Annotated in this window: 14 protein-coding genes; 3 read left to right on the forward strand and 11 right to left on the reverse strand. The window is 33.0% G+C overall.

Annotated elements, in window-relative coordinates; genetic code table 11:
* Nucleotides 1–14 precede the first annotated feature (14 nt).
* The 6 genes from cas7e to HXT32_RS02845 all read right to left on the reverse strand — a co-directional run bounded on the left by cas7e (nucleotide 15) and on the right by HXT32_RS02845 (nucleotide 9173).
* On the reverse strand, nucleotides 15–1103 hold the full coding sequence (gene cas7e, locus HXT32_RS02820) for a type I-E CRISPR-associated protein Cas7/Cse4/CasC (protein ID WP_174191557.1): 1089 nt from the start codon (nucleotides 1101–1103) through the stop codon (nucleotides 15–17).
* 106 nt (nucleotides 1104–1209) lie between these two features.
* Nucleotides 1210–1821, reverse strand: coding sequence for a type I-E CRISPR-associated protein Cse2/CasB (gene casB, locus HXT32_RS02825; RefSeq protein WP_422119033.1), 612 nt, complete (start codon nucleotides 1819–1821; stop codon nucleotides 1210–1212).
* Between the two features lie 22 nt (nucleotides 1822–1843).
* Nucleotides 1844–3514 (reverse strand): type I-E CRISPR-associated protein Cse1/CasA, encoded by a 1671-nt coding sequence (casA, locus tag HXT32_RS02830; RefSeq protein WP_422119034.1) that lies wholly within the window; start codon nucleotides 3512–3514, stop codon nucleotides 1844–1846.
* On the reverse strand, nucleotides 3511–6357 hold the full coding sequence (gene cas3, locus HXT32_RS02835; RefSeq protein WP_422119035.1) for a CRISPR-associated helicase Cas3': 2847 nt from the start codon (nucleotides 6355–6357) through the stop codon (nucleotides 3511–3513). The genes casA and cas3 overlap by 4 nt, the downstream gene beginning before the upstream one ends.
* A gap of 552 nt (nucleotides 6358–6909) precedes the next feature.
* Nucleotides 6910–8241, reverse strand: a complete 1332-nt coding sequence (locus HXT32_RS02840; protein WP_422119036.1) for a hypothetical protein — start codon at nucleotides 8239–8241, stop codon at nucleotides 6910–6912.
* Nucleotides 8238–9173: a KAP family P-loop NTPase fold protein gene (locus HXT32_RS02845; protein ID WP_422119037.1), complete on the reverse strand. Its 936-nt coding sequence runs from the start codon at nucleotides 9171–9173 to the stop codon at nucleotides 8238–8240. Before HXT32_RS02845 ends, HXT32_RS02840 begins: the two co-directional genes overlap by 4 nt.
* 555 nt (nucleotides 9174–9728) lie before the next feature.
* Between HXT32_RS02845 and HXT32_RS02850 the strand changes: the two genes are divergently transcribed.
* On the forward strand, nucleotides 9729–11126 hold the full coding sequence (locus tag HXT32_RS02850; RefSeq protein WP_422119038.1) for a hypothetical protein: 1398 nt from the start codon (nucleotides 9729–9731) through the stop codon (nucleotides 11124–11126).
* Between the two features lie 80 nt (nucleotides 11127–11206).
* Here HXT32_RS02850 and HXT32_RS02855 read toward each other — a convergent pair whose 3' ends face one another.
* The 5 genes from HXT32_RS02855 to HXT32_RS02875 form a co-directional block, all read right to left on the reverse strand.
* Nucleotides 11207–11419: a DUF2513 domain-containing protein gene (locus tag HXT32_RS02855; RefSeq protein WP_422119072.1), complete on the reverse strand. Its 213-nt coding sequence runs from the start codon at nucleotides 11417–11419 to the stop codon at nucleotides 11207–11209.
* 123 nt (nucleotides 11420–11542) lie between these two features.
* Nucleotides 11543–12718: a protein kinase domain-containing protein gene (locus HXT32_RS02860; RefSeq protein WP_422119863.1), complete on the reverse strand. Its 1176-nt coding sequence runs from the start codon at nucleotides 12716–12718 to the stop codon at nucleotides 11543–11545.
* A 79-nt stretch (nucleotides 12719–12797) separates the two neighbouring features.
* Nucleotides 12798–16892 (reverse strand): Eco57I restriction-modification methylase domain-containing protein, encoded by a 4095-nt coding sequence (locus tag HXT32_RS02865; RefSeq protein WP_422119040.1) that lies wholly within the window; start codon nucleotides 16890–16892, stop codon nucleotides 12798–12800.
* The gene (locus tag HXT32_RS02870; protein WP_174182591.1) at nucleotides 16870–17868 is read right to left on the reverse strand and encodes a restriction endonuclease subunit M; all 999 of its coding nucleotides are present in this window, start codon (nucleotides 17866–17868) and stop codon (nucleotides 16870–16872) included. The genes HXT32_RS02865 and HXT32_RS02870 overlap by 23 nt, the downstream gene beginning before the upstream one ends.
* Nucleotides 17869–18715: 847 nt before the next feature.
* Nucleotides 18716–19474 (reverse strand): hypothetical protein, encoded by a 759-nt coding sequence (locus tag HXT32_RS02875; protein WP_248893344.1) that lies wholly within the window; start codon nucleotides 19472–19474, stop codon nucleotides 18716–18718.
* A 464-nt stretch (nucleotides 19475–19938) separates the two neighbouring features.
* Here HXT32_RS02875 and HXT32_RS02880 point away from each other — a divergent pair, with 464 nt between their 5' ends.
* The gene (locus HXT32_RS02880; protein ID WP_422119041.1) at nucleotides 19939–20253 is read left to right on the forward strand and encodes a type II toxin-antitoxin system RelB/DinJ family antitoxin; all 315 of its coding nucleotides are present in this window, start codon (nucleotides 19939–19941) and stop codon (nucleotides 20251–20253) included.
* Nucleotides 20250–20582 carry a type II toxin-antitoxin system RelE/ParE family toxin gene (locus HXT32_RS02885; RefSeq protein WP_033888429.1) on the forward strand — a complete coding sequence of 111 codons (333 nt, stop codon included), beginning with the start codon at nucleotides 20250–20252 and terminating at the stop codon, nucleotides 20580–20582. The genes HXT32_RS02880 and HXT32_RS02885 overlap by 4 nt, the downstream gene beginning before the upstream one ends.
* The last annotated feature ends 105 nt before the right edge of the window (nucleotides 20583–20687 follow it).

Here is a 20687-nt window from a genome sequence, read left to right on the forward strand (position 1 = left end):
ATTTTTTAAGAAATTTACTGAAGAAATTCGGATACTTTAGAAGAAAAATCATCCAGTAATTGCTGCATACTTTGCTCTTCCGCCCCTAATTTAAGATTCTCATTTGAAGAATCCATGGTTACGTAGAATGATGCAAGTGGCTTATGGACGAATTTTTGAACTTTTTCGTATTCTTGAGATAGCTTATCTATAGACTTTGAGACATATCCGTCTTTAGATTTTACTGGATCTTCAAATGCACTAACTAAGTTCACTGGCCTGTCATCTCTTAAAGTTACCACCAGCATTTGCGGCAAAGTTTGGTTAGCAAAAGTATTTGCTTTTCCAGTAGGCATTGCATTAGCGAAAGCTTCAATAAAAAGTCTAAGAGCATTAATTGTAGATTCTTTGTTATCACTCAACTGATGGCTAAATTCATGTACTGCAACATTTGCATAACGATACAGCGTTGAAGAATTATATTCTATTGTGCCTAGCATTCCAGCTCCAGCATTATCCTCAGTAGATAAGTCATCAACAGCAGTATAGTAATCAAATTCAGTCCGAATAGCATGAGTGGAAATTGCGTGAGCAACTTGCGAAGAAGCGTCCTCATTAAGCGATGGATCGTCTGCAAGCATGCGACCAAATAACGCAATATCGATAGGTGGATTATCTTTCAAGATTTCTTGCAGTTGCTTCTTGTCAGTAACATTATTGATTGCTGCTTGAGCTAGAGAATTTGCTTGAGTTTCGCCTAAGAAGAATAAAGCTTTTGCTGTAGGAATTGTTTCTCCCTTATCTGTTTTAGTTTTAACTCCAGCAGTATTTAACGTTTTATCTGCTAAATCTAATGCTTCTTGTTCAGATAATTCTGGTTTTAATGTAATGATTTTATCGGCAACGTATTTAACAATATTTTTGCTTCGTATTCCAACATTAGATTCTCCGCTGTGTTCTTTGAAGTATTCGCGCATTGAGTGTTTCCAGCATTGAGAACTTATTCTGGTTCTAGTTACACCGCCATATTGAGCAGTTTTAGGGCTGCCTGCATCATCACGATTAATATTGCATGGTGGAACAGTTTGGATTGCTTGAATATCTAAGAATAAATGAGCGTTCATGATTTTACCTTTCTAAGTTTTAGTTAATTGTTTGAATTGTTTAATAACGTTGTTTTTGAAATATGTAATTTTTAAAATATGTGATGTTGCTAAAAAGTTATTGCTACTAGCTGAAGCGATAGTATTCTTGTGCCCAAGAAAGTCTTACTTTTTCTGAATCTTCAAACTGAAGCAAATATAAATCGTGAGCTAGTTTAGAATAATCAATTGCTTGTTGATTTTCTTTTGTTCTACTTTTTAGTAGTCGAACTAGTTGACGAAGGTAGTAGTAAAAACTTTCGTAATCGCTTGCAGTGATCATAACACTAAAGCGTCTATCCATAGCTCCACGTACGCCTTCATCACTTCTTAGTGATCTTAAAGCTGTTCCCATATTGTTATAAGATTTTTCATTTACTGAATCTTCAGATTTATTCAAATCTTTATAACTTGATTTTTCTGCAACACCTTGCTCGTACAATGCGTATATTTGCAAAGTGTTTATAACAGCTCGCAATTGGTAGCTAACTTCGCCATATTTATTGATGAAGCTTTCTGGCACATTGCTTAATATCCATGGCCATATTTCTACTGACTGACTTAATGGCTTACCGATTGTGTGACGTAGTTGAGCAAGCATAGTCCGTCTCGATGCGATATCTGAGCCGTTCAAGAATTGATTTATAATTTTACTGACAACGCTTGATACTTCAACAGATTTGCTTTTATTTTCAGCCATAATAGCCTCCTTTCTATGTCTTTTATTTTCCTGATAATTTTTTTAATCGACTAGTAAAAATGTTGTAAGCTGTAACTATATTTTTTGTAGATTCTTTCTCGCTTTGATCAGATGGTCTACCTGTAAAATCGCGCAATGTTGCATTTTCTAACATTCCTTTTGCCTCATTTATGAGTATGTTATGCAACGTATTTCTCCATTGAGTACAACGTTCATTCATTGAATCTTTTGGTTTAATATTTGCTAACCATTCTCTAAACGGTCGATCAACTAAGAAATAAACATGACTAATATACTTAGCAGAATATTTAGTTGCATCATCTTTATTTCTATTGCGTATTTCACATATGTCGAGAAGAAATTGCTTGTAAATGAATCCTATGGCAGATCTTGTATACTCAACTTCATTGTTAATTCTGTATACCCATCCATCGTCAGCATTATCAGTTACTACAACTTCATCAATATATAGAGTATCGCATATTTCATCTGTAGGAACCCAAGATGTAGCATTGCCATCATCTTTCATACTTATGGCTTGCAGTGAAATAGAACAACCAGTAATATCATGTTTAATTTTGTTAAGCCATTCCATAATTCCTGGTTTGTGATTTTTTACACTCCCATCATATGATTCTTGCGATGTAAGGAGTCCAAATGATCTCCACATAGCTTCTTCTGTTCTATGCTTCCTTGGGGTGTATTTATCTTTGTTTTCACCTTCCTTGTTATACTGCCATACTGTCATTGGTTCAATAAAAGCATTTTTATGATTAATATCAGGAAGTTTCACTATAGAAACCGATATTGGCTTGTCAAGATCAATATCAGGATTTATATATATTGCTCTACTCCATCGAGTGTAAAGCTGAGAAATATTGTCAATAAATGTTTCGTAAAATGAATTTTCAATATTTTCTGTTCCTGAATATTCCCAACATGGCTTTTGCCTTTTCTTAGGAGATTGCATTTCACCAACAAGCACACAGTTGAGCATAAGAGTTTCAAATAAATTGGATCCTACTATCTCAATACCGCCGAGATCAAAAAGCCAACCTTTAGAAGCCTTATATTTTTCCGTACCAAACATGGTCTTATCTGCTAATCCAGCGTATGACTGTAAGGTAATAATCCATCTTGCTAATTGTGGTTCATTAAGTGACGATTTGTTGTTATCAACATTATCTTTTGGAGAAAATACGGCTATTTTATTGTTACTTTCAGAAATCAATCGATTTATATTTTTACCAGATATCTCACTAGGAGATTTACCGCCAAGCTTTTTACTATCTATATCCTGTTTAAGTACTTGGAAAAATGGATATTTGTCATCAAAAAGGTAGAAATGATCATGCCATTGTTCTAAATATTTGAAAACTGCGTCTGGAAACTTTTTTGAATTCCAAACTTCGCGCCAAATATCCATTGTTTCTTCATTGAAATCATCTTTATCCTCTTCATCTGAATCAAATTCACGAGAATTTCCCTGAATATCGTACCTAGAAAAAACAGTATGAAGTACAGCTAGAAGAATACGAAGTAATGCAAAATCTTGAGTTTTCATATCGCCAGCAAGAGCTTTATATTCAGATGCATTCTTAAACACATCTGTAATTGATACGAGTTTATTGTGGCCTTTTTCGTCTACAATGACGGAAATCCAAGGCTCATCTAATAAATTAAATCTGCTCACCGTTTAATTTCCTTTCTGTCTTCTTCTGAACTCTTAATACATACAATACCACTTTTTTCAGAATATGCAACTCTGTATTTCGATAATTCGCAAATATTATTTTCATCGAATAGAAGCACCAAAGAACCTCGCAGCCAAGGCTGATCATCCCAATTTTGGAATTGCTTTTGTTTTCGCATTCTTTCCAATTCTGCAATTGTTTCTTCAACACGATTGCTGTTTATCGTAAACATCCACGGCAATCCTACTGTCTCTTGAGCAAGTTTCATTGCAACTTCCACATCATCAATATTTTGTGAAATATCTTTACAATCATGGAAAGTTCCATAACCAGAGCCGACTCTTTTAACAGCAATAACTTCTATAGATTCACCGCTATTACGAACTTGAGCATGTGCAAATTCATCAGACTCTTTTACAATTGGATTCTCCAACAAGCCAACAATAGATTTTTTACCGATTTCTGTTTTTGGATTTTCAATTCTATATGTTTCAGCATTACTTTCATTGTTATTTTTGTCTGAATCATATTCTCTTTTTGCAGCAACATACGCATCTGTCAAATCTTCTTGTAACTCTAAAGGATTATCACCATAAACTATTTGTACTAATCGAGAAATATCTTGAGGCATGTTTATAACATCTGGCAAATAGTATTGAGTCCTCATAAGTAAATATTTACTGTAAATAGACTCAGAGCCTTTATCAAATTCATACCGCTCACTGGTCCCCAACACATATAAAATTGGTTCTTTAAGAGAATTTGGGCGTTCTATCGTATGCCTGTGTAATCTGCCAGCACGTTGAAGTAATAAATCTATAGGAGCAAGATCAGTAAACAAAACATCAAAATCAATATCAAGTGACTGTTCTAATACTTGCGTACCAATAATTATTGCACGAGCAGGTCTATGAGCATTCTTGCCAATCATATTGCAAACCTGTAGTTCTTTTCTAACTCTATCCGTAGCAATAAATTGCGAATGAATAACTATAACTTCTTCATCACTAAACTCATTAACGCAAGCATTATAAATTTCTTGAGCTCTTTTAACGGTGTTTACTATAATTCCAGCAATACCGCCATTAGTTAACAAGTATTTAAGCTCACTAACAAGTGATTCATGTAAGTTATCATCTGTTATTTTTCTTACAGAAACAGATTTATTATCACTAGCATCATTTTCAATAAATTTTTGTTTTACACAGTTTTTATCACTGTATGTAATTAAAGGATAACCATTTGTTTCAAAATCAACATTAGACTTATCACATTCACTCCATTTAAATCCCAATCCACGCAGCAAATAAGATTTTATAAGTTCTTTTCTACGCTTTGCAGGTAAAGTGGCAGAAAGCAACACTACAGGAACACCATACGCTGCCATCCAAATAAGAGATTCTTCAAGATACTTATTCATATAAGCGTCATACGCGTGCACTTCGTCAATAATTACAACTTTTTTACTTAAACCCAGATGGCGAAGCATAAGATGTTTTTGTTTTAGCGACGCTAACAAAAATTGATCTACCGTACCAACTACAAAATCATCCAACATTGCGGTTTTTCGCCCCGTAAACCAATCATTAAGTATTACTCCATTGTTATTTGCCTCATTATTACTTGAAGCATTTTCACAACCATCATTCATATTTTGCATTCCATGAGGCAAATGGGCATAATCTGCATTCAGCTCAGCTTTACCATGAACTAAACGTAAACCAATTTCGCCCTGAAAATCACTATTCACACTTTTAAGCCAATTCTCAACTCGCCTAAACATTCCGTTAGAAGTAGCTTGAGTAGGAAGACCGAAGAATACTCCGCTTCTTCCAGTTAGATTTGCCAATTGCTCAGCAGCAACTAAAGAAGCCTCTGTTTTCCCTGAACCCATTGCAGATTCAAGAATAAAAATTCCAGGTTTTTCGCAATGAGAAATAACATTGTGCAACGCTGACTGAATATTATTTGGCAAGAAACCAAAACGATGTTTGTATATTTGCGAAACATCGCTATAACAATTTAATGATTCCCATACGTCTTTAGAACCATGTTGCAACCACTTTTCCCAACCTTTTCTATATCTTTCTTCCTGATTTTCTATTAAATCTTTTTCTATTGGAATAAGCGGAAAATAGTATTCATTACTAGCAATCCAATCAGCCATAATTACTAAACCACACAATAAAACTTGTGCTGGCTCGCTTATTTCTGGAAGATCATCTACATTAGAAAAATCGTTTCTTTCTAAAGCCCAATCCAAAATATCATTCTGCAACTTTTGCCATAATTTACTATTCTCACTTTCAGTTTCACTTTGATAGTAATTGTCAGGATATTCAGACTTATTACTTTTACAAACAGAATCATTATCTAAAGGTTTACCATGATGAGCTCCAACTATTGCACAAATCCCTTCAGGAACTCCAGCATTAGAAAGAATAAATTGACCAGTTATAGTGTGATGACTACTTGACCAACCTTCTGGTTTATCAATAAAATCATCAATATTTGTGAAACCAACAGTAGCTAACTTATTTTTTAATGCAATATCTAAATCTTTTGAATTTGAAGACGATTTGCGAAACTGGAAAACGGGAGTAGCTTTACCAATGTCATGGATGCATCCTAAAAATTGGGATAATTTTTTTGCATCAACATGTTTATTTAAGGAGGATTCAATAAATTTTCGCTGACCATCGCTAAGCCAATGATCCCATAATTGACCAATAACATTTCCAGTATCTTCAAGGTGTTGAGCAAGAGGAAGCCATTGCATAGTACCACTAACTTCTCTCTTTTTACCCCATAATTCAGGATTAACAACGTGATTACAACTCATGATCACCGTCTTTCCATTTTCCTAATCCACAATGATTATTAAATAATGGCAAATATACTCTCAATAAGAGCTTTAAGAAAGATTGTGTTGCATATTCATTACTAAAATATTTGAGCTTCAAACGTATTTGCATGCATTTGAAGCTCAAATAATTGCCTCGCCAATGCGAGAAAGACGATAGAACACGAAACACAGAAGGATCACCCCCGCGTATGCGGGAAACTCTATCAAAAGCGATTATACATCAAACAACATTGTTATTGTGATTCCTTGAATCTAGATCTTGTACGCCTTCAGTTAATCCGTTTGTAGTATAAATTTAAAATTGTTCAAAGTTGTATAACTCTTACAAAAGTAAAGCAGATGTAGATGTTTAATGCGTAAGAAAAGTATCATTCACAAAAATAGATATAACGCAAGTGTATCAAAATTGTTGCGTTAAGGAAACAGTTTTGATACGCGGGTGCGAGCGGTTTTAAATACTTTGCGGTTAGATTATAGCGACAAAAAAATATTGGGCACCAACTGCAGTGCTCTAGTGCCCAATATGATTTATTGCTTTGCTATGTTGCTTTCAGATTTCCACTTTTCTACGAGTTGCAGTACTTCATTCTCAGATACATGGTTAAAGTCGTCATTATTATTTTCATAATTTAGTACAAATGACGCTAATATTATTTGTTCTTCCTTAGTGAATTCGTCTAAATGATTTTTGTCAAAATCTTTAATTTCATTGTAAAGATCTTTTCTAGAAATATACTTTGAGTAACTTTTTAAATTAAAATTCCATCCATAATCATTCAAACCACGGAAGAAATATGCTTTAGTGCATATAAATTTAAGTTTACTCACTTTATCGTTAAATAGTTTTTTAACATAATTTTCAGATCCTTCTTTATCAAGATCTTCCCACAAATGAAATACTATGTTAAATACTCGCATATTTATCATATTTTCAGATTTTGCAATGAGTTTAATTTTATCAATATAAATTTTTTCGAGAGATTCTAAATGCTTTAAGCTAACTAAATGCAAATCCTTACGCTCGGTTTTATTAAATCTTCCAAATGACATTTCTTCTCGACTAAGAATATCTGCAATAAGTCCAAGATTAGATTTATTGGAATTTTTAAGAATAGAATAAATTATTTCATAACGTTCATATTCAGAGTCTAATGTTTGAATAAAATAGAGTACAAATTCAGATACTGAATCAGAAATATTATTTATATTATTTATTTCTGTTGCTTTATTTACAAATTCTCCATACAAATTTATAAGCGTAAATACAACGAACTTAAAACGCTCATAATGTTCTTTATCAAACAATGACTCCATGCTTCTTAACAAATAGTCAAGGTTGCCTTGTGAATTAATATTTTTAACAGTACTAATTAAAAGATCTTTGTCATATTTATACAAGCAATCATAAATTTTCTCTCTTGAAACCTTAATTCTACCTATATCGAACATAAAATATAAACTAAATTTTTCAACAGACGCGATGCGATTATATCTTAAAAGTTGCAGATTGCTTGAATGAGAATATTCACCATTGTAATGAATCAATCTAGCAAATGTAGGAAACATTAATATAATAATCTGCATAGATGATTCTGGATTTAAACCCAGCTGTTTAAATTCATTTTTATAGTATTCATAAGTTCTTTCTTCATATTTATTTAAATCGTTATATGATTGTGGCCCATATACATAGATTGCATTATTAATAATCCATTCATATAACTTCGGCTCGAAGATTTCTATTGCAGTAATAGCTAATAAATCAACAAATGATGTTTCTTTCCATAAAGCGCCATATTTGAATTGGAAAGAATTTAGCAACCTATTAGTATCTCTTATATTTTTGATATATGGATTCACGCAATTTTCAAGCACTTTTTCAAAATAATCATTGTTTTCAAATTCTTCTTCGCAATCATTTTGTATACAATTTTATTGAGTCTACTTTTTAATATTTCAGGCAATAGTGATTTATCAATTTCAGGAATTTCAAAAGAAACTTGAACAATTTTCTTTAAATATTCATCCCCGTCAATATTGTGATATTCAGACAAAGCATTGCAAACAATTTCCCTATCCATTGTAAGAACATAAATTATGTTTGGAAAATCGCCTACTTGTTTAACCAATTGGAAAATATCTTTAATTTGAGGAGTAGTCAATCTATCTATATCATCAATAAAAACAATTATTTTGTGGTTAAAATCTTCTAGCGCTTTACACAGTTTTTCTTTAGCTTCATCCAAACTAGGCGTTTTCATTAATTTAGATCCTGCTGCTTTGAATATAGTTTTCAGTATATGAGCGATTGCAGGCCCAGCTACTGGAATAGATGGCAAAGCGTCAATAATATAGGAATATTGACTTATAGCCTTTCCGATTTTTTCTTTATTCTCTTCGCCTTTAGCTACACCTAGTTTATTCTTCAATTCATAGAAAAATAAACTAATCAAATTGTTTTTATCTGAATAATTCCATGGCGAAAATCTTATAATTATTGGATAGTGACATTGATCTTCTTCTGCAGATTTTTGTGAAGTAAAAATTTTTTTGATTCTTTTGTATACTTTTGAATACCATTTTTTCTTCTCTGATTTAGCTACTGGAATCTCAGATATTGCCATATTTATAATAGATGTCTTGCCACTACCCCACTTTCCATACAAACCGATTACAAGACCATCTTTGCTATCATATTCACAAATCGATTTTCCAAATTGTTTAGCAAAATCAGATCTTCCCAACAAATCTTCATCAGCTTTTTCAATAGGTTTATCCGCAACGTAGCTCATATGCTTTCTCCCTACTTTTGCAATTGCAGTATTTCGTATAATAATTTATATTCTAATCATTTATGCAAATTATTCTTTGGCTAATCCTTACAATGTTAGGTATTCTAAAAAATTGAGTTATAAGATTATAAACACAAAATTTGAAAATACTATTACATAAAATACAAACTGGCATACAGAGTATTGATGGTTGAAAATCAAAAAAATAAAGGAGCCCACACAACGCCTAAGGTGAGTAAATCAACCGACGGCATGGAGCCGACTTTCAACGCAGGAAGACTCCTATAAAGGATATTAGTAAATATTGCATTATTGCACAACATTGATATTGTTTGTATATCAAATCTAATTTACAAAGTTAGTGTGAAGATGTATCAAAATTGTTGCGTTAAGGAAACAGTTTTGATACGTGAAGTTCGGTATTCTCAAAAGAAATTATCGATTGCTGGATTGGTTTATATCTCTAAAATTGCAAACAGTAAATTGTGGATATTTATATTTGTATACTAAAATATTCTCATTAAAAGCAACAAGTTAGTTGGAGATTAAGAGATTATGGAAGATAAAAGTCTTGATTTAACTACACCAGTTCTTGGTTTTTTAAAAACAGAGAATAATGATTCTTCTGAAACTGTAGTTATGTTACATGATAACGGACTGAAATTTGAACTGTCTGTATTATTTAAAGAACTTAGTGGCCAAATTTTTAGGTGGTTTTTAGGAAATAACGTTATATATGTAAACTCTGATGCAAAATATAAAACAATAAACAGATTGCCCGTACCTAATATTCTGCAAGTTTTATCACCAAGTAAAACATATACGTTAGTTGGATGTAGATATGTAAAATCATCTACGAATGTAATGCGTCAAATTGGAATTGGAACAATTACATGCGATTATATAATCGTTGGTTCTAATGAAAAACAATTCGAAAAAATAACTAATTTGAGAACGAGTTGTTCAAACCTATATGATTGGTTTACATCTGGAGGAATTGGTGTTAGCAATCTTACAGATAATGACGAAAGTATAAGAATAGATATTAAAAAATCTTGCAGCAAAGAGTTATGTAAAATAAATCCAATGCAAAATGAAAGCGATAACTCGTGCATCAGTCTGTCGCTTGCTATCGATCAGCAGGTAAGAAAAATATCAAAAAATGGCAGTATTGTAAGCTTTACAGAAGAAGCATTTATTGAGACTCATAGTGAAGCTGAATTGAATTGGGAAAAGCATATTTCAATTCATAATTGGATTTTAAATCTTATCTCTATATCTAAATTAGAGCGATGCGAATTTTCAAAAATGGAAGTAGGTGTGGAAAACAATAATACTTGCAATGATTCAACAGTAAAATGGTTCCATGTTCTTCATCATTTAAATGCTTATGCGCAAAACATTGATAAAAAGCATAATAAACAATTCTTGTTTGATTTTGACGATATTAATATTTATGGAATAGAAAAATGGTTTGAATTATTGCAAAGATATGGAAGAGCAATGGGAATAATATCGCACATAGCAAAAGAGCAAAATAATCTTCCAGTTGAATCTGTGAATATAATCTTAGGTGTTGCACTAGAAGATATTGGGTGGGAAATAATAAAAAGTACAGGCCAGAAAAATAGAATGAACAAAAACGGTGGATTGGCATGTTTTATGTGCGCATTATGCGCGATAAAAGACGAATTTGGCGAATATTTTCCAGTAGATATCAAGGATTTTGATTGGTTAAAAGAAATGAATGATATTTATAAGAAAAATAAACATGATGATGCTAACGAAAATATGGAAAAAACTCCGAAAGATTATGAAAAAATGTACAGAATTAATGTTTGCTTTATAAATATTATTAGATTATGGATTGGCAAGCAGCTTGGAGCTGATCTACAGACAATGCTTAAAAGACTTAATTCGAACATATTTAGATACAGTGAAACGTCTATATAAAAACATGCATACTGAACCATTTTATCTTGCATAAATATTAATTTTATGTAAGATAAAATGATGAATAGAGTAAAAAATAATTAAGATAAGCCTAATTTATTTTTTAGGTACAATTTAGCCAAACTAGTGAGAATATCAAAAGGAATATTGATAATTTTATCCGAAAAATTATTTTTTATCTTTTCCCATATTTCGTTAGAACTTATAGAATCAAGAAACTCATTACCATACCAAGTTATATCTAGAACGATAACATCTACAACACCAACTCCGCGTTTGTTGATTACAATTATTTTGTAAACTCTCTAGACATTTTTTAACACGTATATTATAAGCAATGCCTTAAAAGCGCACAAACTTCGGCGGATATGTAGTAAACTGAAATAATTAATGCATAATTAATTAGTAATAAAGCTTTACCGGAAAATATTATATTCTCTAATTGCAACAATGATCTCATCGACAGATTTATACCGTTTAGAATGTTCACTAGACAATCCTTTATACACAAAATTTCGGAGATTTTCTTTTTTTATTTGCGAAATATTTGTTTCACCTGTCAAAACATAATAAATTAACCTAGTTAATGCATAGGTCTCATGAATTATTTTATAATTTACAAAACCTTCAGTTCTTAACTCAGTATCATTAAACCATCCCTTAAATTCTGTATTAAAAGTTGTTAAATTGCTGTCTGGCACTTTTACCAATCCAAAGTCAGATACCTTAACAACAAGTACGTCATCGTATTTTTTTAAAAGTATGTTTTTAGGACTTATATCTCTATGCAATAATCCTTTTGAGTGTATGTATTTAAAGGCTCTTAGTATTTGAATTATGATGGATTTTTTGTATTCCATAGTTAAACTAGAGTTGTTTTTATTGATATAATCAAACAACGAGCAATCCATAAACTCCATAGTATATTCTTTGTTTTTATCATCGTATTTAAAAACTTCAACAATATACGGAGAATTTAGAGAGTGCATTTGAATAAATTCTTGTTTAAATCGTTTCACTTCCTTGTCTGTTAAGTCATCAAATGCTCTTTTCAATACAAACTTTCTATCATAGACAGGGTCATAATAGGAAAATACTTTAGCGTATGAGCCCTCGCCTATTAACTTTAAATCAGAATAACTTTGTTTACCAATGTGATTAAGACTGATTGAATCCCTTTTAATGAAAATAGGTTTCGTAAAATACAAATTAACTTTATTCATGTTCGAAGGTATTACACTTCCATTTGTAGAGTCAAGGAAACCCTTAGCTTTTTCAATGAGATTTTTATAATAATCGTCTATGTCAAAAGCTAAATCAGATTCTTCCAAATTTTGCTGCACTTCACATATAGTGTCTATTGCAAAAAGTAAATTTCTGCTTGATTCTGCCCAAAAATGAGCGGTGTCATTTTTAGTAGGCAATTTACTATTCATTTCTTTAAAATTGACTATAAGCAAATTGTGTAATGTAGAAAACATGATTCGCATTTTATTGTCATATACATCCTCATATAAATAAGCATATTTATCATTTATATATAAGTTAATTTCTCGCAATTTATTTTCAATATAGCTATCTACTATAGACACAGTTACCTCTTTCATTTACAGAATTCATTCAAAATTTTTTCAACAATGAACCACAGTCTTCATCTAAGTTCACAGCACACTATTCCATACGCTGTACTTTTTCTTCTATAAAGGCAATTTCTTCATCATTAAGACCATACTTACGGTAAAGTTGCTGATCGATATCATCGATGGATTTTGACCAGTCGATGTCGGATGCGCATGTGAAGTCTTGCATTGGTACATATTCCCATGTTTCAGATTTATTACCCTGAGTTACTTTTAATATTGCTAATAAAATTCTACAAAACTTAGTCTTTATATATTTAAGTAATGATTCTGCCTCAAATTGACTATCAAATGCGCCAAAACCTATAAATGTTTGAGTTATCCCATCTCCAGGAAGTCCAAGTACAGGCTTACTAATCATTCTTGCAGGCTTATCTCCTAGAGTTCCAGAAGCTCCATTAGAAAATGGAACAAATATTTTATATTTATCAATCCAAATCTCATCTTCTACATATTTCTTTGAAATATATCTATATTCTCTAGATCGTTTTATTAAACCTAATACCCTAATATCGCTATCTTCAGTTTTTTCTTTCGTAAAAACATCCAACCTTTCCATTATTATCTGTCTAAATCTCTTATCCCTGCCATTGCTGCCAATAATTGACGCATATTCGGGGTAATCACGATATAATAAATCTAAATTAAATCTATTTTGGCTATAAATTATAGACCTTATGCTATCATGCTCTTTTTCCCAAACTTTGTTTCGAATTATATTTAACTTAGGATAGCTAACAAACTTACCTATTTTACCAAATTCCACTCTTGAATCTCTATAAGTTATAGCAATTCCGCCAGGGATAAGTATATCCTTAAATATTTTTGTACTGTCATTTTCGAAAAATGGAACCCTCAAATGCGTATCGTTTAACATTTTTTTATTCCATTCTGATGGAGTTTTTCCTGCATTAAACAAAAATCTTGCTGGAGTAATTAAAATAACTATTTTCCCAATATGATGCGATATTTCTAGAAACATATGATATATTGGATCATCGCTTGAGCTTGTACCTTGCGCTGAAGCCTGATACGGCGGATTTCCTACGATTGCTCCGAATTTCACTTTTTCACCCCCTTGAATTTTATCTGTCAGCGTAATTTTATCAAAATCTTTCTTCTGACTGAGAAGTTCAGTTATTCGATTATAGTCCACCTCCTCTTTATCGTTTTTAATATCGAGAAGTTTGTAACTTGTAAAGTTCTTAGCAATACAAGCGGTATTTAGTCCAAGTATTTCGTAGAAATGTCTTGTGAACTCATAAGCAACGCTTGAAGTAGGAATAGCGTAGATACTGTTTCTTATTTCGTCAAGCGAAAAACCTAATGCCTGTAGACGTTTTACGAGCGCTACTGTATATTCGCCTGCCTTTGATGCAATATCAAGTAATTTTTCACCTGATTTAATGATATTGCGCAATTGGTCTTCGGAAAGCATCGCCACCATTTCATCAGCTACTTTTATCGGAGTTATGATTTCAGAAGTAGACATACGACTAAATTTAGCAAGTGAAGTTACTGCACGCTCAAGGGGCTTTAAGTTTTCGTCAGTGGCAAGTGTAGATATATTTTGGATTTTATAATCTAAAGCACTGAGCTTAAAAGCATTGAGTGAATTTCGCAAAACCTCGATATCATCCGTATTGATACCTAGGTTTTTAGCGAGTCGATCATTTTTACCGTTATGCAATGTTTCTAAAATGTCATCTAATGACTTTACTGATTCTGGACAAAGGAATGAGAAGAAGAGGATACGCTGATAATATGTGCGTATCCTGTTTTCTAAATCTTTGATTTCTTTATCATCAGTTATAGCTGTGAAAGATGGTTGTTTATGTGGCTCTATGTCCTCATTATGATCATCCAATGTTTCATCTGTATCATCATTAACATCAAAATCCTGGCCATCTGTTTCACTTGCATGGGCTTCCAGAGTTAAGCCTGTCTTAGATCCAAATGGATTTTGTGCTTCAATTACAGACCGCATATGCTCGTTATTTAGGATTGATAAATCTATCGGTAAATCTATTACCTCGTCGCTAATTGAACGAGAATTGTTGTAATGACTAACCTCTTTTAAGATATCAGTAGCTTGCACCTGTTCTAGGCGGTTATGATTCATTGTAATAACTGGCGATATACGAAGCTCGTCAGCAATACGCTTGTCAAGCAATGAATTACCATTCTTTTCAGTGTTAGCATTGTAAATTAAAGATTTTTGCTCCTGCATAGTAAAAAGACGATGTGGATCAAAATCTACGAGTAGCGTTTGCGGTTTTAGGCACTCTTTGATAACTTTTGTGCCGTCACTTAGTTCACGGACATATTGATTTTGTAAGCGAAATATCGCTTGATCGTATTCTTGCGGACTCGCTGTATCTTTCAGATAAATCATCGTATCCCATTGCTCAACAGTTGAGCCCGTAAGCATTCTATTTACTGTTAAAGTGAGTGTCTTTTTACCTTCTGATTCAAGTTTTGCAATACGATTTTTAATATCTGTTGGCGTATGGAAGTGATGTTGTGCATCTACGCCTGAAATATTTAAAATCTCATACTCACCAAGATTCTTAAATTCTAAAGCACGATCTTTAATAATCTTTTCCATTGCATCGCAAGAAGCACAATATGGCAAAACCATTACAATATGCCTGCACATTTGACCTTGCTTAATTTTATCGTAGTCTAAAAATCCTAAAAGTTTTGAGTCACTAGAAGTACCATCGATAATTTTTAGAAGGTCAAAAATTTCCTCCTCATGTTCAAATTTTTGATGCCTATTCGTTTTTGTGTCTTTCTTAATGGATTGAGGCTTAAAAAGAGCAGATAAAGCAAGACTAACTCCATGCTTTTTCAGTTCGTTCATTTTTTCTATAGCTCGCTTGCTTGGGTGGAACGCAAAACGAATCATCTGAGGAAAACCAAAATAAGGGTTATCCCATTCCTCAACATCATCTTTATCTAAGTTTTCAGCATCCCAAGCTGCCTGTTCTCGAGCAATATCAGTAAATTGAACAAAAGAAATAATATCTTCCGGTTCAAATTCTGAGCCCATTAATATTCGATAAGGAGTACCAGAGAGATGTAATCGAACTTTAGCTTTTAATTCCTTGATTTGTTTATCTGCATCTTCAAGATCTATTTGATTATCTTCCTGTTTATCAAGAAACTTAATATTTTCTTTTAGGTCTTTTTTCTCGTCTGTTTGCATATTACGCAAAATCTCGCCATAACTTTGAGCGCGAGCGCCAAAATGTGTTTCATCAACAATTAATAAGTCAATTTTATTTTCAAAAACTTGTGCATGCTTTGCCTTAATCTCGGTACCTTGCAAGTCTTGTAATGTTAGGAAAATAACTGCCGTTTCATCTTTGGCATGAATATCTGAAATAGCATTATCATTCTCTAATAATTCTTTTGAACTTAAAAAGTTATAGCCTTCAAAATTACCAGGCTGTTCTACATTTTTCTTCCATTCTTCGCGAACGTCTGCTTTAGCAGAAACAATAAGTACAGTCTTTGCATTTATAGCTTTGGCACATGCAAGCGATGTAAATGATTTACCAAATCGCATAACAGCATACATTAAAAGATTTGTACGTCCTAAGTTCATTGCCTTTATAAAATTGTCAACTGCTTCTTGTTGATTTGGGCGTAGTGTCCACTTTGTGCCGCGCTCATAATGTATCGTAACAGGCAATCGTTTATTGGAATCATAGTAGTCATATGTAGAGTTTTTCAATTTATATTGTTCGCATATATCGTTAATAGCTTCATCTAGTTCAGAAGTATTAACATCTTTAAAAAATTCCCTACTATAGTAAACATTATTTGTAGATAAATCTTCTGGTTTAAGACGTTTTTTGCCAAGCGAATTTTCTAAATAATCATGTACAGCATAATCGCGAAAATATACATTATCCGAAACTGTTGCTTTATGCTCATATTTTTTGATTAGGTCAGGGAACTTTTGTTCCCATTCCTTTAAACGAACACTGACTGGCCGATAAGTATCACCAACTTTGAGATAGTTTGGTATTGTGCCTGTTCGGAAAGCATAAATGTGAGGTGTAACTCTACCAAAAATAAGATTATCTAGCAATTCAAGATTGTCTACTTGTTCCATCGTTTTTCTCCTGTAAAAGTAAGTCATTAAATGTGTTGGTTTTATTAGTTCGCCAATCTTTTATTTGGCAGGATGTTGAAGTTTGAGAATCTATATTTTTTTCAGATTCTTCAAAATCAAATAAAGTTGGTTGTACGCTTGCTGGTATCTCACTACAGTAAGGGGGACATCCTGTAAGACCATCCATTTGCCAGATGTTCCACGAAATAATAGTTGCTATGCTTAAGAGTTCTGATTCTGTAGGTTTTCTATTAAGCGAATCACGCATATAATCAACATATGTCGCAAGAAGATTTTCTCTTGCTAGAAGCAGACTGTCTCCTTGATATTCAAAACCGTATATAGATTCAAATGCGCGTTTAGACCACTTGAGCCAATCTATTTCATTACTAGTATTCTCTTTAACTACTCTAAGCTTACGATCCAAAAGTCCGATACGTTGCTTAAGTGGAATTATTTCGCCAGTTGTTGCATCATATCTGCTAACTAAATAAGGAGCCTCTCCACATGTTATTTCCATTCGACGTTCATCTACATACGCCATCCAATTTTTTGAGTGATTATCTGAAAACTCGATTTTTTCTGTGGTAGAAATCCAACTTTTGTCATTAGTACGATTAAAAACATTAGATCTGCCAAACCATACCTCATCAACCAAATTATTTTGTTCATTGCAAATCCAAGATGGAGTAAATACCTCAGCCTTATTTTTAGTTCGAGATATTTGCAATTCACGAGATTTTGATGTTCTAGGTGCAATCAATCCTGCATATTTACCAGTAATTGAAGCAATGGTTATTTCGGAATGCGCTTGATGAATATGACCATAATTTTTATAATCATTCGTTGCCCAGCAAATATTGCGTTTTGTTGTATGATCTAACAATAAAGTGGAGAAAACCTTAGGATATTTCTCATAGAATGTTTGTTCATCAACATTTTGCTCAAAAGTATAATCAAGAATTGATTTACTCATTTACTCATTTCCTTAAAATTAGCCACCATTTCAATCAGTCTTCAATTTTTTTAGTCAAATGAAGCAAATAATTTTGTTGATATATTCATATAATCAAACTCTTTTTCCCCCTAAACTTAGTAATCAAATTACTGCCGCAATGACTTTCTTCTTAAGTTATATATCACTTATACTTATTAAAGTGCATTTATATAATCTGCTTATAATTCTCATTCTTCCCCTATAAACACATATAAGCATCACATATCCCTACTCAGTATGAGAAGAATAATCAGATAAATCTACTATTATTATATTTAACAATTATGACTGCAGCAACACAGTCATAAAATTTGTAAAAACATCAAAATTTGTACATACTCATACGTACAACAAGCTCACTTCACTATAGGAAGTGTTGATTGCTGTTGCATTTCTACTAAGAACTTATTAATTAGCTTTTTAAACACTATAAGTGTATAATGAAAATGTAATTGCGGTGTGCGTTTGCGGACACACACCTGTGGGAGCTGACATAGTTTCGGCTCCCTCTTTTATTTTGAGTCGTTGAATAGTAATAGCGGGTTATAGGCCAAAAAGTGTGTAAAGCCAATCTGGTGAATATTATTGGGGCATAATCCAAGATCTAAACACCGTTACTAACTCAGTCAACGAACTGAGAAAGTAACGGTAAAACGCAAAATGCCGTTAATATCTCAGCTAACGAACTGAGAAAATAACGGTGTTTAACGATTGCTACATACTACTTTCTGAATCAACCAGCTTAAAGCCGCAGCGCACTAAACTTTTTAGCGATAGTCTTCACTAAGTACGAACAACAGCCTAAAGCACGCAAAACCGTCTGATCCTAATACCCAATCACATCTTTTTCAACTTCGCGTATAACGTCCTCGGATATATTTTCAACAGCAATACGATAGACCTTATTCATGCGAGGATTATAAATACCCAAGTACTTAATATTCTGAAACTCTGGATGAATAGAATGCAAACCCATACGCCAATACATAAGCAGTTGAAGAGTCTGATCCTTATCCAACTTTTCTTTAGAAACTTTGAGATCCCACAAAGTATCAGCTGTTATAAAATCACCATCGCCAGCACTTACCGTATCGGTGTAACCGCCCTCTAGCGTAAAACCGTCAAGCACCTTCGGGTCATAACACTCAAGAAAATGAAGCGAGCGTTGAACCATAACTCTAATGTTTTGGATTGTGTGCTCATCGGGATTGATTTCATCAAAAGGCCTGTAGCCAATAGGATCATATCTAAAGCATACATCGAATCCAACAAGTTTGACGGCGTTAACTATATCTTCATCGCTAAGTCCTTTAATGCCGGACATAAGTTTCAACGCATTATCGCGTTCGTTTATAATCATTGCGCCCAGTAAAGAAATTTTAAACGCGTCTATTGCACTCGATCCAGACATTAAACGAGTCATGTAGTCAACTACTATACCAACTAAATTTGGGTGAATGTTCTCTTTATCGTATAAGTCTTCTATTCCATCACCTAACGATTCTTCAACAAAATCTTTTCGTGGCAAATACCCACCATAAGGTTGTTTAATGCTCTTAATGCGTTGTGTAACTGAATATCCCATAACTAAACACTCTCCTCTTTAAAAGTGCGTACAGATTATGAAAATAATTTAATAGAAACAACGTACGTATTTAATAGGATCAGCGTACGTACGAATTTGTTGAGACAAAAAACTGATATGTAGTCCTTTTTGTACTACCCCACTGCAATTTTTAACGTGTTAACAAAAGGCTCAAGTAGCGTGATACTTGCGAAACATATAACACAGAAAGCAACAGTTTCAGAGTACAAAAGGAAAAGTTTCATTGCATACAAGAGTTAAGAAACTAGACCTGCCCATTTACTACTTATTACAAGGCTGAGCAACCTCATAAATTCCTTATCTCCAAATCTCTAATAAAGTCTATGAGGAACTTGCCAAATGAAGTATTTAACACGAGAACAGGTGATTAAACTTTTGCTTTCAATTGCTTGCGTATGCTTGCAACTATTTTGTAAAATAAGCATAGAAAGGACGCGAACACAATGTCAAATACGAATGCTGTATATGCAAGAATCGATACAAATCTTAAAGAAAACGCTGAAAGCATATTGAACCAGCTTGGCATAACACCGTCTTCTGCGATTCAAATGCTTTACAGCCAGATTGTTTTACAAAAAGGCATGCCATTTGAACTTCGCTTGCCAACTAATAAGCAAGAAAAGCCGCTTGCTTTAGGCAGCTTAACAAGAGATGAGTTGGATAAGGAATTGCAAAAGGGTATCGACTCTATTTCGACTGGCAAACAATATAGTGTAGATGAAGTAGATCAGTTCTTTGCAAAGGAATATGGTGCATGAGTACAACTTATAACATCATCTATTCTCCGCAAGCGTTCCTTGATCTTACAGAACTATACGAATACATTCGCTTTACATTACAAGTTCCAAAAACAGCTGAAAAACAAGTCAACCGCATTAAGTATGCTATACGTTCTCTTGAGACTATGCCTATGCGATATCCTCCTGTAGCGTGGGAACCCTGGCATTCTGTGGGAATACGCAGAGTTTCAGTCGATAACTACACAGTTTTTTACCAAGTAGACGAAAACCAAATGACTGTAACAGTTATTCGTATCTTCTACTCAGGCAGAAATATTGAAAACATTGTTAACGACTCAAACAATTAATGCGCGATTTGGGATAGAAAAGTACTGGCAACGTATTCACACTTTTTTGAGTGCACACTATGGATATTGGGTGCACCTTTTAACGATAGGAAAATATCGCAAAAA

The organism is Gardnerella sp. DNF00747 (assembly GCF_049262675.1).
In the GTDB taxonomy this organism is placed as follows: Bacteria; Actinomycetota; Actinomycetes; order Actinomycetales; family Bifidobacteriaceae; genus Bifidobacterium; species Bifidobacterium swidsinskii.

Coding starts and splice junctions, on each gene's coding strand:
- cas7e (WP_174191557.1), bottom strand. CDS start 1,103: ATGAACGCTCATTTATTCTTAGATATTCAAGCAATCCAAACTGTTCCA.
- casB (WP_422119033.1), bottom strand. CDS start 1,821: ATGGCTGAAAATAAAAGCAAATCTGTTGAAGTATCAAGCGTTGTCAGT.
- cas3 (WP_422119035.1), bottom strand. CDS start 6,357: ATGAGTTGTAATCACGTTGTTAATCCTGAATTATGGGGTAAAAAGAGA.
- HXT32_RS02845 (WP_422119037.1), bottom strand. CDS start 9,173: ATGAGCTACGTTGCGGATAAACCTATTGAAAAAGCTGATGAAGATTTG.
- HXT32_RS02850 (WP_422119038.1), top strand. CDS start 9,729: ATGGAAGATAAAAGTCTTGATTTAACTACACCAGTTCTTGGTTTTTTA.
- HXT32_RS02865 (WP_422119040.1), bottom strand. CDS start 16,892: ATGGAACAAGTAGACAATCTTGAATTGCTAGATAATCTTATTTTTGGT.
- HXT32_RS02870 (WP_174182591.1), bottom strand. CDS start 17,868: ATGAGTAAATCAATTCTTGATTATACTTTTGAGCAAAATGTTGATGAA.
- HXT32_RS02875 (WP_248893344.1), bottom strand. CDS start 19,474: ATGGGATATTCAGTTACACAACGCATTAAGAGCATTAAACAACCTTAT.
- HXT32_RS02880 (WP_422119041.1), top strand. CDS start 19,939: ATGTCAAATACGAATGCTGTATATGCAAGAATCGATACAAATCTTAAA.
- HXT32_RS02885 (WP_033888429.1), top strand. CDS start 20,250: ATGAGTACAACTTATAACATCATCTATTCTCCGCAAGCGTTCCTTGAT.